The sequence below is a fragment of the Pseudoalteromonas distincta genome (genome assembly GCF_005877035.1).
Classification (GTDB): domain Bacteria; phylum Pseudomonadota; class Gammaproteobacteria; order Enterobacterales; family Alteromonadaceae; genus Pseudoalteromonas; species Pseudoalteromonas distincta.
In genome coordinates, this window is sequence record NZ_CP040558.1 from 3,233,073 (window position 1) to 3,251,829 (window position 18,757).

Genomic DNA, 18,757 nt, shown 5'->3' on the forward strand with positions numbered 1-18,757 from the left:
ACCGCGTAAGCGGTTTTTTTGTGGTTATGTTTTGCTAAATTATTAACTTAACGCTGAAAAACTACTTTGGCTCGCTGGCGATGTAGCCATTTGGTAAAAATTAGCAATACGCCCCGCCCGTGCCTCAACATCGGCATCACGTGTTTGCTCATCACTTTTAGCTGTTTTTGTATCGCTGCTTTCATCGCTAGAGAATGACGCTTCAAGTTTACTTTTTGCGTCTTCGTCGTCTTCTTTTTCAGGTTGTGCAAGCTCAGCTTGAGCCGCTGCTAGCTTTTGCGTAGCATCTGCAGCAATAGAGCGATCAGCTCCCGAAGGCTCTGCAGGCGCTAATGCGGCAGCGCGTACCGTTTGCATTTTGTCTATAGTCGCTTGCGGGTCACCCGGAATTTCTGATACATCTATTTGTACTTCTCCGCCAACTGCGTAGTTAGTACCATCTGGGCCACGTTGATATTCATAGCTTGGCGAGCCAGCATATTGCCCGCCCACAGAAGCGTGTGCTTGTTCGTGTATTCGTACTTCAGTATCTCGTGCTTTTAGCTCTGTAATTTGTTGTTGTTCTTGTTCTAATTGCAGCTCTTCTTGCTCAGATTCTTTTTTCTCGATTGCTTCACTTTCTTGCTCAGTGCCCTCAGGATTTTCTGAGTTTCCATCGCGCTGCTGAACTGACTTTTCGTCTGCTATTTTTCCCGTTGCGTTATACGTCGCACCATCGCTACTACCTGGCAACTTTGCTTTTTCAGCATCACTTTGCGCTTTGGTTTCTGTATTACTTGCGCTACTAGATGCGGGAGCGGGAATAACTTCGCGTAGTTGGTTGTCACGCCGTGCGGTTTCCGTATAAACATTTGCGGTGTTTATATTGATAGACGGAAATGGCGTGACAATATTCATAATACTAAACTTTAATATCGATTAACGTGCCAAGTACATCATCGGCCGTTTGAATTGATTGCGTGTTTGCCTTGGCATTAAATTCTTCAACTTTTAAGTTAACAAGCGCTTCATCAACACGAGCTGGTTGTGCTACTGGTGCAGTAATCGCTTCTTCAGGGCGTGCTGCCGTAAGCTGACGTTGCTGCGCTAATTGCGCGTCATCTTGTTGTTCTATACTGGCACGGTTAATCTCAGCACTGGCTTTTTCAATACCTTGGCTAGCTCGGTTAAACCCTTCTATACCACTATTAAATACTGATCCGATTGGCATATTAAAACCTCCACCAAATAAACATTGTTTAATTATCGCTCAGGTTCTGCTCAAAATAAAGCTTTAAACAGCGCTATTCTTAGCTCTATTTTAAAGCATTGATTTAACGACAGATAAAAACTCACTTTTATGAGAAATAAATGGTGCATGAGATGCTTTATCTAGTACTTCATATTCAAACTCAGTATTTAGTGCTGACATTTTGCTAATAGCTTTATAAGGTACTAAAGCATCAAGCCGGCCAAATACTCCTCTAATAGGGACTGGGCAATGAGTAAATAAGTCACGTAAATCGTCGTTTTGTAAAATATCTAAACCAGCACTCAGGGCATCGCTTTGGGGTGCGCGGTACTGATTTAGCAATTGTTTAAGCTGCTTTATATCATCACGCGCCGACTCGCTACCCATTGCTTGAATAGCTAAAAAGCGCTCTATTGTTTTTTCTCGATGATTAACTAATTGCTCTTTAAACTGCGCCAATACATTCGCTTTTATTCCAGGCCAATTATCTGCCTCCGCAAAAAAAGGAGTCGATGCTATTAAAATAACTTTAGATACTTTTTCAGGCCAATGCTTAGCAATATAAAGTGCAAATAATCCACCTAACGACCACCCCATCAAAATGCTCTTTGGCTTTAATTGCTTACTTAAAATTTCTGCTGCATCATGCAAAGTATAAGGGCTTGGGCAATCATGGCTATTACCAAACCCAGGTAAGTCAAGGCTACGTACATTTCCTGAATATAAAAACTCAAGTTCTGGCTGTACTAACTGCCATACGCCCTGATTCATTCCCCAACCATGTAATAACACTAACTCATTTTGCATATTTGCCTAACCTTTACCAAACTTAGGCTCATCATAACGTTTAAAAAGGCGATTGCAATGCAAGGAGCGAGTCAGTGAAACAAGCCATTTTAAATTGGTTATTTCCCTCTTATTGCGTGCAGTGTCAAAACTCGATTACGACCTCTTTAGGGCTTTGTGATTATTGCCTTGAAGATTTACCATTGTTTGACTTTAGTAAGCATACGAGCTTATTGCATCGACCTGATATTATTGAGATGTTTCCTAATTGCGAGTTTGATAAATTATTTGCCTGTGCTTTTTATCAACCTCCCTTTGAACATTGGCTTAAAAGGCTAAAATTTAATAATCAAATTCATTATAAAAAGGCATTGCAGCAAGTTATACAAAAACAATTAACGCAGTTTTTTGAGCAAAGCCCTACTTTGCCAGATACCTTTATTATTTTACCTCTTCATAAAAGCCGATTCATTACTCGCGGGTTTAATCAGGTAAGCCAAGTTTGGCAACCCTGTTTAGCTAATTACGCCCCACTAAGTAATGTTCTTATTCGCGATAAAAAAACACAAGCTCAGTCGGAGCTATCCAAAGCAAAGCGTATAAGAAACTTAAAAAATGCCTTTATTTGTACACAGGATATGGGCGGTAAAACAGTCGCTATTGTTGATGATGTGATGACGACAGGGGCAACATTAAACGCAGCTACTAGTGCACTAAAACAAGCAGGCGCTAAACAAGTGTGGGCTTTTACAACTTGCTTAACGCCTATTTAATTATTAAAAAGTATATACCAATCCGCAATAATACTTAATCATTTTGCGGGGCTAAACGTGTCGCTACCTGTGTTAAAAAATTCTCATTTACGACTGCATGGATGCAGAAGGTAGAGCAATCCAGGAGCAATTGCCGAGAGCAACTAATTAGCGAATTTTTTGCCTAGCTATCAACGCGTTTTTCCATCCTCAAAATAGATTACTTAATTAAGCTAATTGGTATTATTCGCCATTTGCACGAAACGTATGACCAAAAAATAACGCATTGCTTAGTAGTCGACTAGTCCCATACCAGTAACCCCTAAATACAGGGTCGTCGGTCATGCCTATTACTGTACCTCGTCCATATGAGTGCGCAATTAAGCCAGCACCACCAGCAACTTGATCAACATTAACGGCATCAGTAAAACCTGCCAATAATGGGTTTTTAGTGTAGGTAAGTACATTTACGAATGGCGCATCGGAAGCTTCTAGCAACCAAGTACTGTTTTTGAATACGGGCAATGTATTGCGCTTAAGTGAAAATGTAAGCGGATGAGTTAAATCTACATTAGTATTAAAAATAGCACCTGCAATACGTTGACGTCCTGCTAAATGGTCCTTATCGGCGTAGCTTAAACCTTTTGTTTTAAATGCACTTGCTACATCTTGGCGTGATAGATAGCTTGCTTTGAGTAATTGCTGATCAGCTAAAAATTTAGCACCCCCTTTATGGCCCCAAATAACGCCGCCTTTTCTTACCCAGCTTTTTATAGCCACTTTGTCGGTATCAGATAAGCTATTGTAGTTACCATGAGCAAGTACTATATGGCTGTAATTACTGAGTTCAATAGAGTTTAAACGCTCCATTTCAACAATTGTTGGCGCAACACCTACAAAGCGATCGAGGTAATACCATACTTCCCCAGCTTCGTACTGGCTTACGCCTTTACCACCTACCAATAATACTTTTGGCTCGTTAACAACCGCCATTGTACGAGACCCTAAATCGGCTCCTTTACTTGTAAGACCTGAGTTAATAGGCTTGATTGCAATTCCAAACTCGTTTTGTGCTTTATTTAATATTCCAACCCAATCACTATTCGTTTGTAAGCCTGCTGGCACAATAATACTACCAGCATCAAAGCTTACTTCACTTGAGTTTGATTTGGCTGTTAATGGGCTTAGCGCTACACGCGCTTTAATACCTTGCTTTAAAAGGCTGTTTAGCATTTTAGGTGCTAGGTAATCATCCCACGAAAAGCCAAACGCATAGCCTTGCTCAAGTGAAGCAAAAGAAGGTTTTACCGCTTTTTGCCACGGTGTACTTGCAACCTCTAAACCCCAACTGCTTTTTACTTTTGCAAAAGGTAAGTTGAACGCATGCGGTAAAGTCCAGCCAGATACGTCATAAAAGGTATTATCAGCAAAGTTTTTTTGCTCGCTAAAAATAGCTTTTATTAGGCGGTACTGTGGCTGGGCTAAGGGCACAAAGTAGCTATTGGTTGTATAGTTGTTGCCATTTGCCTTGAGTGATTTAGTAAGCAAAAAAGCATCTATTTGATGCTGTTTCAACAACCCTAAAAAATCTTTAATACGAGTGTTGTCATCCGCGCCCTCAATTACATAACCTTCAAAGCTTTCATCGCTGGCTAAATCAGTAGCTTGATTGTAAAACTTAGCTTGGTAATCAAGTAATGCTTGGCGGTTATCAACAGCGGCTTTAAAGGTAGATAAACTCGTTAATAGTTGATTTTTAATAGTAAAGGGAAAGCTCAAAGGTCCATTTATAGTGTCTTGGATATGCCCGCGAGAACTTGCTTGCTCAAATAAAATGCCTATGCCGCCATTTACATCGGGATAGGTTGAACCTTTACCGTAATAGAAGTCGTCAAAGCTTTCTTCAGTAAAGTACAGTGCGTTGTTTTCATCTAACGTTTTTGCGTGATAGTTAGCAATCGCTTTAGTTAACGTTACATTTTCATCCGGTGTTATAGGATGCTTACGACTAGGAATACCTGGCTGAAAAAAGTAACTGCTGTTTGGTCCCATTTCATGAAAATCGGTTAAGACATTTGGTTTCCACTGATGAAATTTAGCAATACGCGCGCGCGATTCAGGATGTTGTAGTAATAACCAGTCACGATTTAAATCAAACCAGTAATGATTGGTACGACTGCTTGGCCAGTTTTCAACATGTTCACGAGTTTTAGGGTCGCTTGATAAGTTCATACCTCGGTTACTGTTGGCCCAATTAGCAAAACGAGCAAGTCCGTCAGGATTAAGCGAAGGGTCGAGTAAAATAACCGTGTTATTTAATAACTCATCTATTTCAGCACCTTGTGCAGCAGCTAAGTAATATGCCACCAGCAAAGATGAGTTACTACCTGATGACTCATTACCATGCACACTATACCCCATCCATACAACGGCAGGCTGCTTTGTAGAATTAGCATCTGATCCATCGTTACTTAAGCGTGCTAAGTGAGCTTGGCGTGTCTGCTCTATGCTTGATAACTTATCAGCTGCTGTAATTGTTAGCATGACAAGGGGGCGTTGTTCATGTGTGCGGCCAATCACTTCAAAATTTATACGGTCGCTTTTATCAGCAAGTATTTCCATATAACGTACGAGCTGATCGTGTCTCACGTGCCACTCTCCTACTTCGTAACCGAGTACTTGCTCAGGAGTAGGAATTGAAGGGTCAAATTTTACATCTTGTTCAAAATAATACGAAAGTGGCTTAGCTACACTTGAAAAGCTAAGCAACACCACCATTAATGTTAATACCAAACGCATATAAATCACTCAAAAAATGTTCGTTGTTTGCACGCTACCATTGCTTAAAATAGATGCCAACTTTTTACGCTCAACACTAGCCGCAACACGATGAGCGGAGTATGATACGCAGTATCCGAGTAATTTAGTCAAGTATAGATGGTTTTATGATTTCTATTTCCGAAACAGCGCAAGCGCATTTTGCTAAACTATTAGCAGATCAATCACAACAAACCAATATTCGTGTGTTTGTTGTAAACCCTGGTTCATCACAAGCGGAATGTGGTGTGTCTTATTGTCCAGAAGACGCTGTAGAAGCGAGCGATATTCGCCTAAACTTTAACGGTTTTGATGCCGTTGTAGATGCAGAAAGTGCTCCATTTTTAGAAGAAGCTGAAATCGATTTTGTTACCGACAAAATGGGTACTCAGTTGACGCTAAAAGCACCAAATGCAAAGGCGCGTAAAATAGGTGACGATGCATCGTTAAACGAACGTGTACAGCACATGCTAGAAACCGAAGTAAACCCACAACTTGCTAACCACGGTGGTCAAGTAAGCCTTGTTGAGATTACAGCTGCAGGTATAGCTATACTTCAGTTTGGTGGTGGTTGTAACGGTTGTTCTATGATCGATGTAACACTAAAAGAAGGCATTGAAAAAGAAATGATAGCTAAGTTTGAAGAAATCACCGGTGTTGCTGATATAACAGAACACGAAGCGGGCGATCACTCTTACTATTAGGCCTTGTAAATGCTAAAGCAGCTTATCTATCGCTTAGGGAGCAATCCTAAGCTGAGCTTAAAGCGCTTTTTTCGCGGCTTAGCACTGTTTGTGCTAGCCGTGATATTCATATCTATTGGGTATTACACCCACTACAGCTTACAAATAATTGGCGTTATAATTTTACTCCCCGCATTATTTTTTGCCGGTTGGGGCTACTGCGGTATTTTTGCTAATCGTTTTTCACAAGTTTTAAAAGATATGGGCCCTAAACACCACGACCCCGATCTCTGGAAATAAATCATTTATTTAATCTAATAGCTGATTATTTATTTTTAAATGGTGATATTTAATTATTAATGTAACCCCGCGCATTAACATAAAACAGCTCATAGCCAGCCATAACCCGTTATTTTGCAAGTCTATAAACACCCAAAACACACCAAAAAAGCCAACTCCAGCTGAAAGTATCATACTGTTACGCATGTTCTTTGCTCGCGTAAGCCCTACAAAAACACCATCAAACAAAAAGCAGCTCATGGCCAAAATTGGTAATACTACTATCCATGGTAAATAATGCGTTGCCTCTTGAATAACCTCTGGCACATTGGTTAAAAGCTTGATTATGGTGTTGCCAAATAATGCAAAAAATAGGCTATATAACACACCAAAAAGCATACCCCAAAATACACTTATTTTAACCCAAAGCTCTATGTTTTTAACACTTCCTTGGCCTTTAGCTTGCCCTACTTTTGCCTCAGACGCGTAAGCAACGCCATCAAGAGCAAAGCTCACCAACATTAAAAAGTTAAGTAAAACAGCATTAGCAGCTAATGTGGTTTCGCCTATACGCGCCGCGTAAAATGTCATAAAACTAAAGCATAATTGCAGTATTAAAGAGCGAATAAATATATCTCTATTCAAACTCAATAATTCAGCCATTTTGCTAATACTCAACCAGTTCGGTACATTTAGATCAATGTCTTGTTTTTTAGCTAGTTTAGCCACTAAAAACAGTGCAAATACTAGTGCTGTATAGTCAGCAATAAGTGACGCCCATGCAGCGCCTGCAACTGCCCAATCTAAATAAACAACAAAATAAATATCGAGCACTATATTAACGATATTAGTAACGAGTAATAAATAAAATGGACCTCGACCATAATGCACACCAAGCATCCAACCCAGTAACACTAAATTACATAATGCTGCTGGAGCACTAAAAATACGAATGCTAAAATACTGATAAGCTTGGTTAAGTACGTCGCCATTAGCTGCGGAGAGGTAAGCAATCGCGTGCTTTATTAATGGGGATAACACAATTAATAGCACGGCCACTGCGCTTGCAAGCAATAGGCTTCGTTTAAGTAAAGCGGCAAGTTGGGTTAAATCGTTTTTTCCGTATGCTTGTGCCACGAGTCCCGTGGTGCTCATTCTTAAAAAACCAGCAAGCCAAAATAAAATAGATATAACTGCAGAGCCAAGGGCAATTCCAGCTAAGTAATGAGCGCTTCCTAAGTGCCCAATTACAGCAGTATCAACAATTCCTAACAACGGCACTGTGATATTTGATAGTATCATCGGACCCGCTAACAACAGCAAGCTTTTATGGTGTGCCTTATTATGTATAAGAAATTGTTTCATTTAATGTTATTTATCCTCATTAGTGTATCTGTACGGGCTCAAGCAGCCGTTATTTTACAGTATCATCATGTTAGTGAAACCCTACCCGCTGTCACGAGCGTTAGCGCAAATACATTTACGGAGCATTTAAGCTATTTAAAAGAGCACAACTTTAACGTTATTCCTCTTAATGAGTTAATTAGGGCGCTTCAACAAGGTGAAACTTTACCTGATAAAACACTCGCCATCACCTTTGATGATGGTTATAACAATAACTATGAACAAGCTGCACCTATTTTAGAAAAGTTTGGCTACCCGTACACTATCTTTGTAAATCCTAAATTAATAGACGAAGGTATGAGTTACGTAATGGGGTGGGATAAGCTCAAAGAATTATCTAAAAAAGGGGCATTAATAGCCAATCATAGCGGACAACATGATTACTTACACCTTAAGCTTGAAAACGAAACCGATGCACAATGGCACTCACGTATTAAGCAAGATATTCTTAACTCTCAAAAGCGCATAAAAGAAGAAATAGGCCACAACTATAAATACTTAGCATACCCGTATGGTGAGTTTAATAACGAGCTGCAAGCACTCGTGACAGAGCTTGGCTTTGTGGGTATTGGCCAGCACTCAGGCGCTGTAAATAAAGATTCTAATTTTAGCCGCTTGCCGCGTTTTCCTGCATCAGGCTTTTACAGCAAACTAGAAACTCTTATTACTAAGCTTAACTCACGCGCGTTTAATATCACCAATTTAACTTATCAAGATAGCGTTACACAGCAGAATCCACCCACGCTCACAATTGAATTTAAGATGGGTGATTTTCATAAGAGCCAATTTGCCTGTTATGTATCAAGCGTAGGCCAAGCAGATTTAAAATGGATAACTAAAAATACTGTCGAAATCACCTCACCAAAGGTGCTTAATAAAGGGCGTTCTCGTTTTAATTGCACGGCCCCTTCTATTTCAAGCCCTGGTGATTACTTTTGGTTTTCGCAGCCTTGGGTAATTGAAGCATCTAAACCTTAACAGCCTGATGTAAAAGCCGCTGGGTTATTTTATCCAGCGCAACTATCTCGTCAGCTGCATTTAGCTCAGCAGCTGCTTTAGGCATACCCCATACCACAGACGAATACTCATCTTGAGCCAAGGTATGTGCACCGTTTTGTTTTAGTGCAAGTAACCCTTTTGCGCCATCACTCCCCATTCCTGTTAGTATGGCTGCAACTACGTTTTTAGCCCCAGTTTCAACTAATGAGTTAAACAACACATCTACCGCAGGTTTATGTCTGTTCACCGGCTCGCCATCATCAAGCTGGCAATATAAGCTAACACCTCGTTTTTTAATACTTAAATGAAACCCACCCGGTGCTATATAAGCCCAGCCCGCGCTAAGCTTATCGCCATGTTCAGCTTCTTTCACATTTATCGTGCATGTACGATTCATTCGCTCAGCAAATGAAGCGCTAAACACTGGAGGAATATGCTGAGTAATTACAATTGGCGGGCAATTTTGTGGCATTTTAATAAGTACTTCTTTTATAGCCTCAGTACCTCCCGTTGAAGCACCTATCGCTATTACTTTATTAAGTAAAAACTGAGAATGAGTATTAATAGGCTCATTTGTGACGATCGTTTTTTTATAGCTTCTTACTCTTGCTCCAGCAGCTATTCGCACCTTTTGTTGGACAAGTGATGCATATTGGCTCAATTGCTCTCTTACGTTATTAGTAGGCTTAGCTATAAAATCAACAGCCCCTAATTCGAGTGCTTCTAGTGTGATAGGAGAGCCTTTTTGCGTCAGAGTTGAAATCATCACTACTGGCATTGGTCTTAATCGCATTAAGTTTTTTAAAAAACTAATACCATCCATTTTTGGCATTTCTACGTCGAGCGTTAATACATCAGGACTGAGTTTTTTTATCATTTCGCGAGCTTCATAGGGATCCTCTGCACTCCCCACTACTGTAATGTCTTTAGCTTGTTGTAATATTTCAGTGAGTAAACGCCTAATTAAAGGGGAGTCGTCAATTATTAATACTTTAATCATGCATACTCCTAAAACAGCTCTATATCGGTTACTACTTCTTGCTTTTTAAGGTTTTGTAAGTAACGAACTTCGCGTTTTTCAATCGTATTATTATGTAGGTTTTTAAGTTTTTTCATGTGAACTTTACCGGTATTCGGATGAAAAAATATTTTTCGCGGCCACGGCCCCCCCATATCATGGGCAACTAGATTTAATGCCTCTTCTTTAATATACGCTGCTGCAAAACTAATATTACCCAGCCCTATATCAGTCATAGCACTAATAATTTTCCCCCCGCCAAAAAGTTTTACTTTTAGGTTACACCGAGACGCGCCATTTTTTAAAACTTCGTTTATAAGATACTCCATAGCCCAATTACCGTACCGACAACTTAAACTATGCGCATTTTTAAGTTCTACTCCCTTTTGAATTGGTAACATAAAGTGATTCATCCCGCCAATACCAAGTACTTCATCGTATACACAAGCCGCAATACACGAACCCAGAACTGTAGAGATCAGTTCATTATTTTTAGAAACATAAAACTCACCCGGAAGTACTTTAGCTACAACGCTACCTCGGCCCGAATCCCAATATCGTTTAATGTGTTCAAAGTTAGGTAATACCGGCCTAAACTCAGCGTGCATTTTGTCCCTTTTGGTACATAGTTTTCCCTAAATTTTTGAATTGTGAATGCTCTTTACCCATACTTTCTGAGTGACCTAAAAACAAATAACCTTGTTCATTTAATATATTAGCGTAGCGCTTAAAAAGCTGATCTTTTGTTTCTTTATCAAAGTAAATAACAACATTACGACATAAAATAAGATCAAATGATCCTTTCATTGGCCAGTCTTGCAATAAGTTTAAACGCTTGAAAGAAATAGACTCTTTTAGTTTATCTCTAACTTTATAATTTTCACCGTCTTTACTTTTTAAAAACCAACGCTTAAGTTGCACGTCATCTAAGCCATTAACATTCGCCGCGGTGTAAATACCTTTTTGTGCTTTTGCCAATACATTAGAATCTAAATCGGTTGCTAGTATTTTTACATCCCAATTGCTCGGAAATGCGTTATTTAAAGTCATCGCCAAACTGTAAGGCTCTTCCCCTGTGGAGCAACCTGCAGACCAGATTCTTACTCGCTTACTGTTTTTATTAGCCTTTAAAAGAGCAGGTACAAGCTCAGATTTTATAAATTCAAAGTGATGTATTTCACGAAAAAAAGACGTTAAGTTCGTTGTTATTGCATTAATAAAGGCATCAAACTCCTGATCTTTATGACTATTCAGATACTCTAAGTAAGCTTTAAAATCAGTTAATTTACGCTCCCTAATACGTCTTGCTAAGCGTGAATAAACCATCTCTCGCTTATGATCCCCTAATACAATTCCACATGCGCTGTAAACTAAACTGGCAATTTCCTTAAAGTCGCGGTCGGTACACAAAAACTCTTTCATTGTTCGCTCTCAATTAAACCTAACGCTAACAAGTAGTGCCTCGCTGTAACTATTTATTAGACGAGGCATAAAAAGGCTAAATATTAAAACTCTTCCCACTCATCAGCTGAGTCTACAAAGTTATCGCCCCTGGGCTTATTACTCACAAAACGACTTTGCGGCTTATGAGATAGTTCAGGGGTTCGCATAGTTGATGACATCATTGTCATCTCTTGCTGATCTACTGAGAAAAAGTTAAGTAATCGGCGCATCTCATTAGCTTGCTCAGCCATAGACTCACCAGCAGCAGAGGCTTGCTCTACTAGAGCGGCATTTTGTTGCGTCATTTCGTCCATTTGAGAAATAGCTTTATTAACTTGTTCAATACCTGCACTTTGCTCTTCAGATGCCTCTGTAATATCAGAAATCATTTGCGTCACTCTTTGCACTGACACAACAATCTCTTTAAGTGTAGCGCCCGACTCATTAACTAATTGAGAGCCATCAGCTACTTTGCCTACACTATCTCGTATTAACTCTTTAATTTCTTTCGCTGCGCCCGCAGAGCGCTGCGCTAAGTTACGAACCTCACCTGCAACAACCGCAAAGCCTCGACCTTGCTCACCGGCTCTTGCAGCTTCTACTGCAGCATTAAGCGCTAATAAATTAGTTTGAAATGCTATTTCATCGATGACACCGATAATATCTGCAATTTTTTTGCTCGACTCATTAATTGCCGACATGCTCGTAACAGCTCTATTAACAACTTCACCACCTTGAATTGCTTTTTCACAGGTTTCTTCTGCTAGATCGTTCGCTACTTTTGCGTTATCAGCATTTTGACGAACGGTACTGGTCATTTCCTCCATACTTGAAGCGGTTTCTTCAAGTGACGAGGCTTGCTCTTCTGTACGTTGGCTTAAATCAGCATTACCTTGAGAGATTTCTTCTGCTCCACTGGCTACTAACGTTGCTGATGAATTTATGCGATTAATCACTTCTGTTAATTTATCTGCCGTTGCATTTGCGTCGCGTTTAAGCTTATCAAAAGAACCTTTGTATTCTTTTTCAATACGCTTTGATAAATCACCACTTGCCATCGCATCGAGCATATTGCCCGTGTCGGCAACGGCATCATCAACTATTTTAACTAAGCTATTTAACCCTTGGGCCAAACGTAAAAAGAACCCTTCCTTCCCATCTTCCGCAACTCTTGTATCTAATTCGCCATTACCTGCAGCGCCAATAAGCTCAGCAATTTCTTTTTCAAGCGCAACTTCATTGGTTCTATCTTCCCACTCAACAATGGTGCCTAAATGCTTTCCGTCTTGACTGATCCAAGGTGAAGCAATCAAGGTAAAAGTGACACCTGCTAACAGTAGCTCGGCTTTATAGGGCTTATCTAGGTTTTTTAATAAATCACGTTGATGATTAGGGTGCTTATGAAAATCATCAACACAGGTGCCAATTAAATTATCAACAGAAAAGCTTGGCAATACGGTTTGTAATTCTTTTTCGCGAACTTTTAGCATTTGCTGAACACGGTCGTTCACAAATACTATTTTAAGGTTTTCATCAGCAATCATTACGTTTGCTTGGCACACTTTAAGCGCATTTGCTAAATCGGCTGCTTTGCGAGATGCTTTTTCAAGCTCTTTTTGTTCAGTAATATCAGATGCATATTTAATCACTTTAAACGGCTTGCCGTTCATATCATAAATTGGGTTATAAGATGCTTGAATCCAAACCTCCTGACCCTGCTTTCCTATTCTTAAATATTCCCCAGAATCAAATTCACCGCGACCTAGTTTGGCCCAAAATTCTTTATATTCGATACTATTTGCATGTTCGGGATCAATAAAAAGCCTATGGTGCTGGCCTTTAATCTCGCTAAGTTGATAGCCAAGCGCATTTAAAAAGTTATCATTGGCATCAATAATAGTGCCATCTAAATTAAATTCGATAACCGCTTGAGATTTACTTATAGCACTAATTTGCCCTGAAGCTTCTGCTGTTATTAACTTTTGCTCAGTCACGTCGGTGGCAAACTTAACTACTTTTAATACTTGCCCTTGCTCATCAACAATTGGGTTATAAGTTGCTTGGATCCATACCTCAGCTCCACCTTTTGCATTACGCTTAAACTCATCTGAGATAAACTCGCCATTACGCAGGCGTTGCCAAAAGTTTTTATAATCGTTGCCCTGAGCTTCATCTGGGTCAACAAACATCGAGTGATGCTGGCCTTGAACCTCCTCAAGACGATAGCCCATCGCGTTTAGAAAATTCATATTTGCAGTAATTATTTTTCCGTTAGGTTCAAATTCAATCACCGCTAATGATTTATTCAATGCGTCTACAATTAAATCATTACTTGATTTTGACTGCTTTGGATTACTAAACCATCCCATGCTCATCACCACCTTTAAGTTTATTATTCATTTAGTTTCTATTTGCTAAATATTCATTGTTTTTTGCAGGTCAATTAGCGCTACCATTTTTTCACCAACATTCACCAACCCAGCTACATATTCACAATTACTCGATTCAGACAAACTAGGAACCGCTTTCGCATCTTGCTCCGCAATACTGTAAACATCAGAGACGGCATCAACAGCAACACCTATAATTTTACTACCTAGTTCAAATTCTATTTTGACAACGATAACCACCGTTAATGGTCCATAGTCGACACTTGGTAATCCAAAGCGCAACCGTAAATCAATAATTGGCACTATTGTTCCGCGTAAATTAATAACGCCTTTTACAAATTCAGGTGCATTGGGCAGTACTGTAATTTCTTCCCAGCTGCGGATTTCTTGTACTGTTAAAATATCAACGCCATATTCTTCATCAGCCATAATAAAAGTTAAAAACTGTTTTACACCTTGCTGTTGCTGAAGATTTAATTGGTTACTTAACTGGCTTTGATCTGAGCTCATAACGCCTCCAAAGTGGCTTGCGTTTCAATAGTTAGTTCTTGGCTACCTGGCTTTTTTAAGCCTGAGAGCTTTATCAAGCCGCTAATGTCCACAATCAGCGATACACGCCCATCTCCTAAAATAGTGGCTCCCGATACGCCATCCACTTTATGGTAGTTTGCCTCTAAACTTTTAATAACAACCTGCTGTTGAGACAGTAAATCATCAACTAATAAACCCACCTTTTGGTTATCTGTTTCTACAACAACAAGCAGCGTTTTATCGAGTGATTCAATAGCATTTTTATGATTAAAAATATCGTAGAGTCTTAATATAGGAATGTATTCGTCTCGAAGCCTCAATACATCAAGGCTTTTACCCACTCGACTCACTTTTGCAATATCAATTTGCAGTGACTCCACAATAGAAATGAGCGGAATAATATAAGTATGCTGAGCCACCTTAACTAATTGCCCATCTAAAATAGCGAGAGTAAGGGGTAATCTAATAGTAAACGTAGAACCAACACCGGGCGCTGAGGTTACTTCCACTGAGCCATTTAATGATTGGATATTTCGCTTAACAACATCCATCCCAACTCCACGTCCAGATAAGTCACTTACCTCATCCATTGTCGAAAAGCCCGGCATAAAAATAAGCTCATTTATTTCATCGTCACTGAGATGGTTATCAGCTGAGATTAATTCGTTAGCGATGGCTTTTTCTTTTATTTTTTTTGTATTTAACCCTTGCCCATCATCCATTATTTCAATAACGATGTTTCCACCCTGATGAAATGCATTTAAGGTTACTGTGCCAACGGGATCTTTACCTGCCGCCAGTCTTTGCTCAACAGTCTCTAACCCATGATCAAGTGAGTTCCTTACTAAATGCACCATAGGGTCAGATATTTTTTCCATTACTGTTTTATCAAGCTCGGTTTGCTCTCCGATCAGCTTTAGCTCAACCTGCTTATTTAGCTTTTGCGCTATATCTCGCACTAATCGAGGAAAACGACTAAATACAAAATTAATTGGGAGCATACGAATACGCATCACATTTTCTTGTAAATCACGCGTATTATGTGCAAGCTGTGCTAAGCCTTCTTGTAGTAAAGTGATTGTGGCTGGTGTGATTTCTTGTTCGCTGAGTTGATTTAGCATGGCTTGTGTAATAACAAGTTCACCTACCATATTTATTAACGAATCAACTTTATCAATGCCAACGCGAATGGAGGTAGACTCTGGTGTACTTGCAGGTTTTTTATCTTTATTAGCAACGGGTTGCTGTGGCTTACTTGGTAACTCAGCTACTTTTATTGAATCGGGTTCTTCAAGCTCAACAGCTTTAGGTATCTCATCTTGATTAGGTGGAATTGGCTCATCATTGCCAAATAAGCCGCCACATAATTCAACTTTTATATCGGCATCGTCTTCAACCCATTCAAACACTTCTTTTATGGCTTTTTCATCATGGCTAGTGCTTAAAAAAAAGCGCCAATGTAAAAAACATTCATCACTACTTAAATCGGTGATTTCTGGAACTTCATCGTAAAATACTGTGGTTTCTAACTCACCTAGCTCTTCAAGCTCACTGATCATATACAGTGGCTCGTTTCCTGTTTTAAATAAATGATGATGAGGTTTAAAGTCTATTTGATAGGTATTACTACTTGTTTGCTCTTCACAGCTTTGAGGTTTATTCTCATGTGTTTCATTTTTCATTCCAAGTACATGTTCAAATTGTACTTTTAACAAATCTGCTTCGGTTAAATCCGGCTCTTGTTCACCTTGAAGTGCAGCAAGTAAAGCGCGTAAGCAATCCACAGCTTTGAGTAATAAATTAACATGCTCGGTACTAAGCTCTCGTTCACCTTGGCGAATTTGATCGAGTAATGTTTCAAGTACATGAGTAAAGTCAGCAACGGAGCTAAAACCAAATGTCCCACTGCCTCCTTTTATTGAGTGAGCAGCTCTAAAAATAGTGTTGATAGTTTCTAAATCTTCCTCACCTGGCACTAAGTTTAATAGCTCAGCCTCCATGGTATCTAGGCCTTCAAAACTCTCTTCAAAGAAAACTTCAAAAAATTGACTTAAATCTATACTCACACTGCGCTCCTTAGCGAATAACTTTTTTAATTACCGCTAGTAGCTGATCGGGATTAAATGGTTTAACAATCCAGCCTGTTGCCCCAGCAGCTTTACCTTCTACTTTTTTTTCTAAACCCGACTCAGTTGTAAGCATCAGTAATGGTGTAAATTTATAACTAGGCAAAGTACGCAGCTCTCGTATTAATGTAATTCCATCCATTATTGGCATGTTTACATCTGAGATCACGGCATCAAAGTCTTGCTGCTTGGCAATAGCGAGAGCTTCACTGCCATCTTTAGCTTCGGTTACATCAAACCCTGCGGTTTTTAATGTAAAGCTCACCATTTGACGCATCGATGCTGAGTCATCAACCGCTAAAATTCTTTTCATATATACCCCTAACTTTTACTTTCGGTTGTTAAGTATTGGCTTAAGCCAAGTTTATTGATTGTATGTGTTAAGGCCTTGCTACTGCCTACCCAAATGATTTTGTGCTGTATGGTAAGTAGGTGTTTTTGTAAGGCGCATAAAAGTTGAATTGAGGCAGTATCAGCAGAAATCACATCGTTAATATCAAGACAGATATCATCGTTGCTATTGAGTTCGTGCAGTAAATCTTGATGTAGTGTTTCAACTTGCGTAATAGCAAGTTCGCTCGGAAGTTTTAGCATTTAGTAGGTGCATTCCCTGTCAATTCAATTCATAACAAAAGCTTAGCCCTAGTTATTAAAATTGCCATAAAATGCTTAATTAAATTTAAATCGTCGTTAAAAAACAAAAAAAGGAGCCTAAAGCTCCTTTCAAATTGGTAAAAAGTAAAAACTAGTCTTTGTAGTAATCGGCTATTTTTTTAAACTCTTTCGTTAAAGTCGTCGCATTAATTAATGGCACACTACCTTGTTTAAATTCTGGTTTAAAAATAGCTCTAACAGCTCCATTTTGATCAACCATAGCGACCGAAGCACTATGATCAACTGCATATTCTGATTCACTACTATCGCTAATCGCGTAAATTAAACCAAGCTCTCTAACAACAGGAAAAAGGTGTTTATGTTCCCCTGATACAGCTAAAAAGTCAGGATTAAAGTAATCTATATATTGCTTTCGTTTAGCTGGTGTATCGCGTTTTGGATCAACCGATAAAAACCAAATTTGTAGCGGATAATCTGCCTGTAAGTTTTTATAAACAGCATTTAACTTAGCAAGTGTTAATGGACAAATATCTGGACAGCTTGTATAGCCTAAAAATACTAAATTCCACTGTCCTAAAAATTGTTGCTTAGTCACTAATTCGCCGCGCTGATCGTTTAACGTAAAATCAGACAGTGGCTTTGCATTTTCGTAAACTAATGCATCTACATCTGGCGGACTATTTTCGTTTGAACATGCCGATAAAAACAAAACTAAAATAACAATTAATCCAAGCCATAACTGCTTCATAAAGGGAGCCATTTATCTATAAATAAGATTACAAAGAGTACCATTAAATGAATAATCGAAAAACGAAATAAGTCCATTGCAGTCTCATCATTTCCAGCAATTTTTAATTTGACGGCTTTATATATAAACACTGCATTTAATACACACGCACCTATTAAATATATTAATCCAGACATACCAATTAAATAAGGCAATACGCAAACAACAGCGAGTAAAACGGAGTAGGCAACGACGCACGTTTTACAAAAGTCGATTCCATGGGTTACTGGTAACATAGGAATTTTAGCGCGTTCGTAATCACTTTTTCGTGCTATAGCCAGCGCCCAAAAGTGTGGCGGAGTCCAGGTAAATATTATCATTACAAGTAACCAAGGGGCTGCTGCCATTTGGTTTGTTTCTGACACCCAACCTAATAATGGAGGCATTGCGCCAGCCAACCCACCTATAACAATATTTTGCGGTGTAGCACGCTTTAAAAATGATGTATAAACAAATGCATAACCTACCAATGCAAATAACGTTAATATAGCGGTTAAGGTATTAGCCCACACCATCAACATAATAAAACCAGCAACCCCAATAACAGCTGCAAAGCTAAGCGCATGTGTTTTACTTAAGCGCCCTTTAGCCACAGGACGATGACGAGTCCTTGCCATTTTTGAGTCTATCTCACTATCAACCACATGATTAATAACCGCTGCAGCAGCAGAAAGTAGTCCTATACCTAACAAGCTAATAAACTGTACAGCCATACCTCGCCCTACATCAGGAGCCAGCGCTAAACCAACCCAAGCTGTTAGTACCAGCATGGCTACCACTTTAAATTTACTAATTGCTAAGTAGTCTTGCAGCAAATTATGAGTACGCGAAATTAGCGATTGAGTATTAACGGGTAGCAGTATTTTTTTATCAATTATAAGTGCCATTATATTTCC

At 39.3% G+C, this 18,757-nt stretch carries 19 protein-coding genes; 4 read left to right on the forward strand and 15 right to left on the reverse strand.

Annotated features, from left to right (window positions below):
• Positions 1–42 precede the first annotated feature (42 nt).
• From FFU37_RS14520 to bioH, 3 genes are all read right to left on the reverse strand, one after another.
• The gene (locus FFU37_RS14520) at positions 43–897 is read right to left on the reverse strand and encodes a putative metalloprotease CJM1_0395 family protein (protein ID WP_138489779.1); all 855 of its coding nucleotides are present in this window, start codon (positions 895–897) and stop codon (positions 43–45) included.
• A 4-nt stretch (positions 898–901) separates the two neighbouring features.
• Positions 902–1,210 carry a hypothetical protein gene (locus tag FFU37_RS14525; RefSeq protein ID WP_002959563.1) on the reverse strand — a complete coding sequence of 103 codons (309 nt, stop codon included), beginning with the start codon at positions 1,208–1,210 and terminating at the stop codon, positions 902–904.
• 90 nt (positions 1,211–1,300) lie between these two features.
• Positions 1,301–2,038 (reverse strand): pimeloyl-ACP methyl ester esterase BioH, encoded by a 738-nt coding sequence (bioH, locus tag FFU37_RS14530; RefSeq protein ID WP_138489780.1) that lies wholly within the window; start codon positions 2,036–2,038, stop codon positions 1,301–1,303.
• Positions 2,039–2,112: 74 nt separating this feature from the next.
• Between bioH and FFU37_RS14535 the strand changes: the two genes are divergently transcribed.
• The gene (locus tag FFU37_RS14535; protein ID WP_138489781.1) at positions 2,113–2,790 is read left to right on the forward strand and encodes a ComF family protein; all 678 of its coding nucleotides are present in this window, start codon (positions 2,113–2,115) and stop codon (positions 2,788–2,790) included.
• A 222-nt stretch (positions 2,791–3,012) separates the two neighbouring features.
• On the opposite strand, the gene FFU37_RS14540 is transcribed toward FFU37_RS14535, so the two are convergent.
• Complete coding sequence (locus tag FFU37_RS14540; protein ID WP_138489782.1) at positions 3,013–5,568, reverse strand: M14 family zinc carboxypeptidase; 2,556 nt, start codon at positions 5,566–5,568, stop codon at positions 3,013–3,015.
• 146 nt (positions 5,569–5,714) lie between these two features.
• Between FFU37_RS14540 and nfuA the strand changes: the two genes are divergently transcribed.
• Together nfuA and FFU37_RS14550 are read left to right on the forward strand one after the other, a co-directional pair.
• A complete protein-coding gene (nfuA, locus tag FFU37_RS14545; RefSeq protein ID WP_002959571.1) occupies positions 5,715–6,290 on the forward strand; it encodes a Fe-S biogenesis protein NfuA in 576 nt (191 codons plus the stop codon).
• Positions 6,291–6,299: 9 nt separating this feature from the next.
• Complete coding sequence (locus FFU37_RS14550) at positions 6,300–6,569, forward strand: hypothetical protein (protein WP_002959572.1); 270 nt, start codon at positions 6,300–6,302, stop codon at positions 6,567–6,569.
• Between the two features lie 9 nt (positions 6,570–6,578).
• Here the strand turns inward: FFU37_RS14550 and FFU37_RS14555 are convergent, their stop codons facing one another.
• Positions 6,579–7,850 (reverse strand): MATE family efflux transporter, encoded by a 1,272-nt coding sequence (locus FFU37_RS14555; RefSeq protein WP_138489783.1) that lies wholly within the window; start codon positions 7,848–7,850, stop codon positions 6,579–6,581.
• A 42-nt stretch (positions 7,851–7,892) separates the two neighbouring features.
• Here FFU37_RS14555 and FFU37_RS14560 point away from each other — a divergent pair, with 42 nt between their 5' ends.
• Complete coding sequence (locus FFU37_RS14560; RefSeq protein WP_138489784.1) at positions 7,893–8,930, forward strand: polysaccharide deacetylase family protein; 1,038 nt, start codon at positions 7,893–7,895, stop codon at positions 8,928–8,930.
• Here FFU37_RS14560 and FFU37_RS14565 read toward each other — a convergent pair.
• The 10 genes from FFU37_RS14565 to cyoE all read right to left on the reverse strand — a co-directional run bounded on the left by FFU37_RS14565 (position 8,920) and on the right by cyoE (position 18,748).
• The gene (locus FFU37_RS14565) at positions 8,920–9,951 is read right to left on the reverse strand and encodes a protein-glutamate methylesterase/protein-glutamine glutaminase (protein ID WP_138489785.1); all 1,032 of its coding nucleotides are present in this window, start codon (positions 9,949–9,951) and stop codon (positions 8,920–8,922) included. The genes FFU37_RS14560 and FFU37_RS14565 overlap by 11 nt on opposite strands.
• Before the next feature lie 8 nt (positions 9,952–9,959).
• Positions 9,960–10,577 (reverse strand): chemoreceptor glutamine deamidase CheD, encoded by a 618-nt coding sequence (gene cheD / locus FFU37_RS14570; RefSeq protein WP_039489124.1) that lies wholly within the window; start codon positions 10,575–10,577, stop codon positions 9,960–9,962.
• Positions 10,567–11,391 (reverse strand): CheR family methyltransferase, encoded by an 825-nt coding sequence (locus FFU37_RS14575; protein ID WP_033020851.1) that lies wholly within the window; start codon positions 11,389–11,391, stop codon positions 10,567–10,569. Before FFU37_RS14575 ends, cheD begins: the two co-directional genes overlap by 11 nt.
• Positions 11,392–11,474: 83 nt before the next feature.
• A complete protein-coding gene (locus tag FFU37_RS14580; protein WP_138489786.1) occupies positions 11,475–13,781 on the reverse strand; it encodes a methyl-accepting chemotaxis protein in 2,307 nt (768 codons plus the stop codon).
• A gap of 45 nt (positions 13,782–13,826) precedes the next feature.
• Positions 13,827–14,312, reverse strand: a complete 486-nt coding sequence (locus FFU37_RS14585; RefSeq protein WP_002959588.1) for a chemotaxis protein CheW — start codon at positions 14,310–14,312, stop codon at positions 13,827–13,829.
• Positions 14,309–16,399, reverse strand: coding sequence for a chemotaxis protein CheA (locus tag FFU37_RS14590; protein ID WP_002959591.1), 2,091 nt, complete (start codon positions 16,397–16,399; stop codon positions 14,309–14,311). The genes FFU37_RS14585 and FFU37_RS14590 overlap by 4 nt, the downstream gene beginning before the upstream one ends.
• Positions 16,400–16,409: 10 nt before the next feature.
• Positions 16,410–16,772, reverse strand: coding sequence for a response regulator (locus FFU37_RS14595; protein ID WP_002959593.1), 363 nt, complete (start codon positions 16,770–16,772; stop codon positions 16,410–16,412).
• An 8-nt stretch (positions 16,773–16,780) separates the two neighbouring features.
• On the reverse strand, positions 16,781–17,053 hold the full coding sequence (locus tag FFU37_RS14600; protein WP_024594293.1) for an STAS domain-containing protein: 273 nt from the start codon (positions 17,051–17,053) through the stop codon (positions 16,781–16,783).
• A 151-nt stretch (positions 17,054–17,204) separates the two neighbouring features.
• A complete protein-coding gene (locus tag FFU37_RS14605) occupies positions 17,205–17,822 on the reverse strand; it encodes an SCO family protein (RefSeq protein ID WP_138489787.1) in 618 nt (205 codons plus the stop codon).
• Positions 17,819–18,748 carry a heme o synthase gene (gene cyoE / locus FFU37_RS14610; protein ID WP_138489788.1) on the reverse strand — a complete coding sequence of 310 codons (930 nt, stop codon included), beginning with the start codon at positions 18,746–18,748 and terminating at the stop codon, positions 17,819–17,821. Before cyoE ends, FFU37_RS14605 begins: the two co-directional genes overlap by 4 nt.
• Positions 18,749–18,757: the final 9 nt, after the last annotated feature.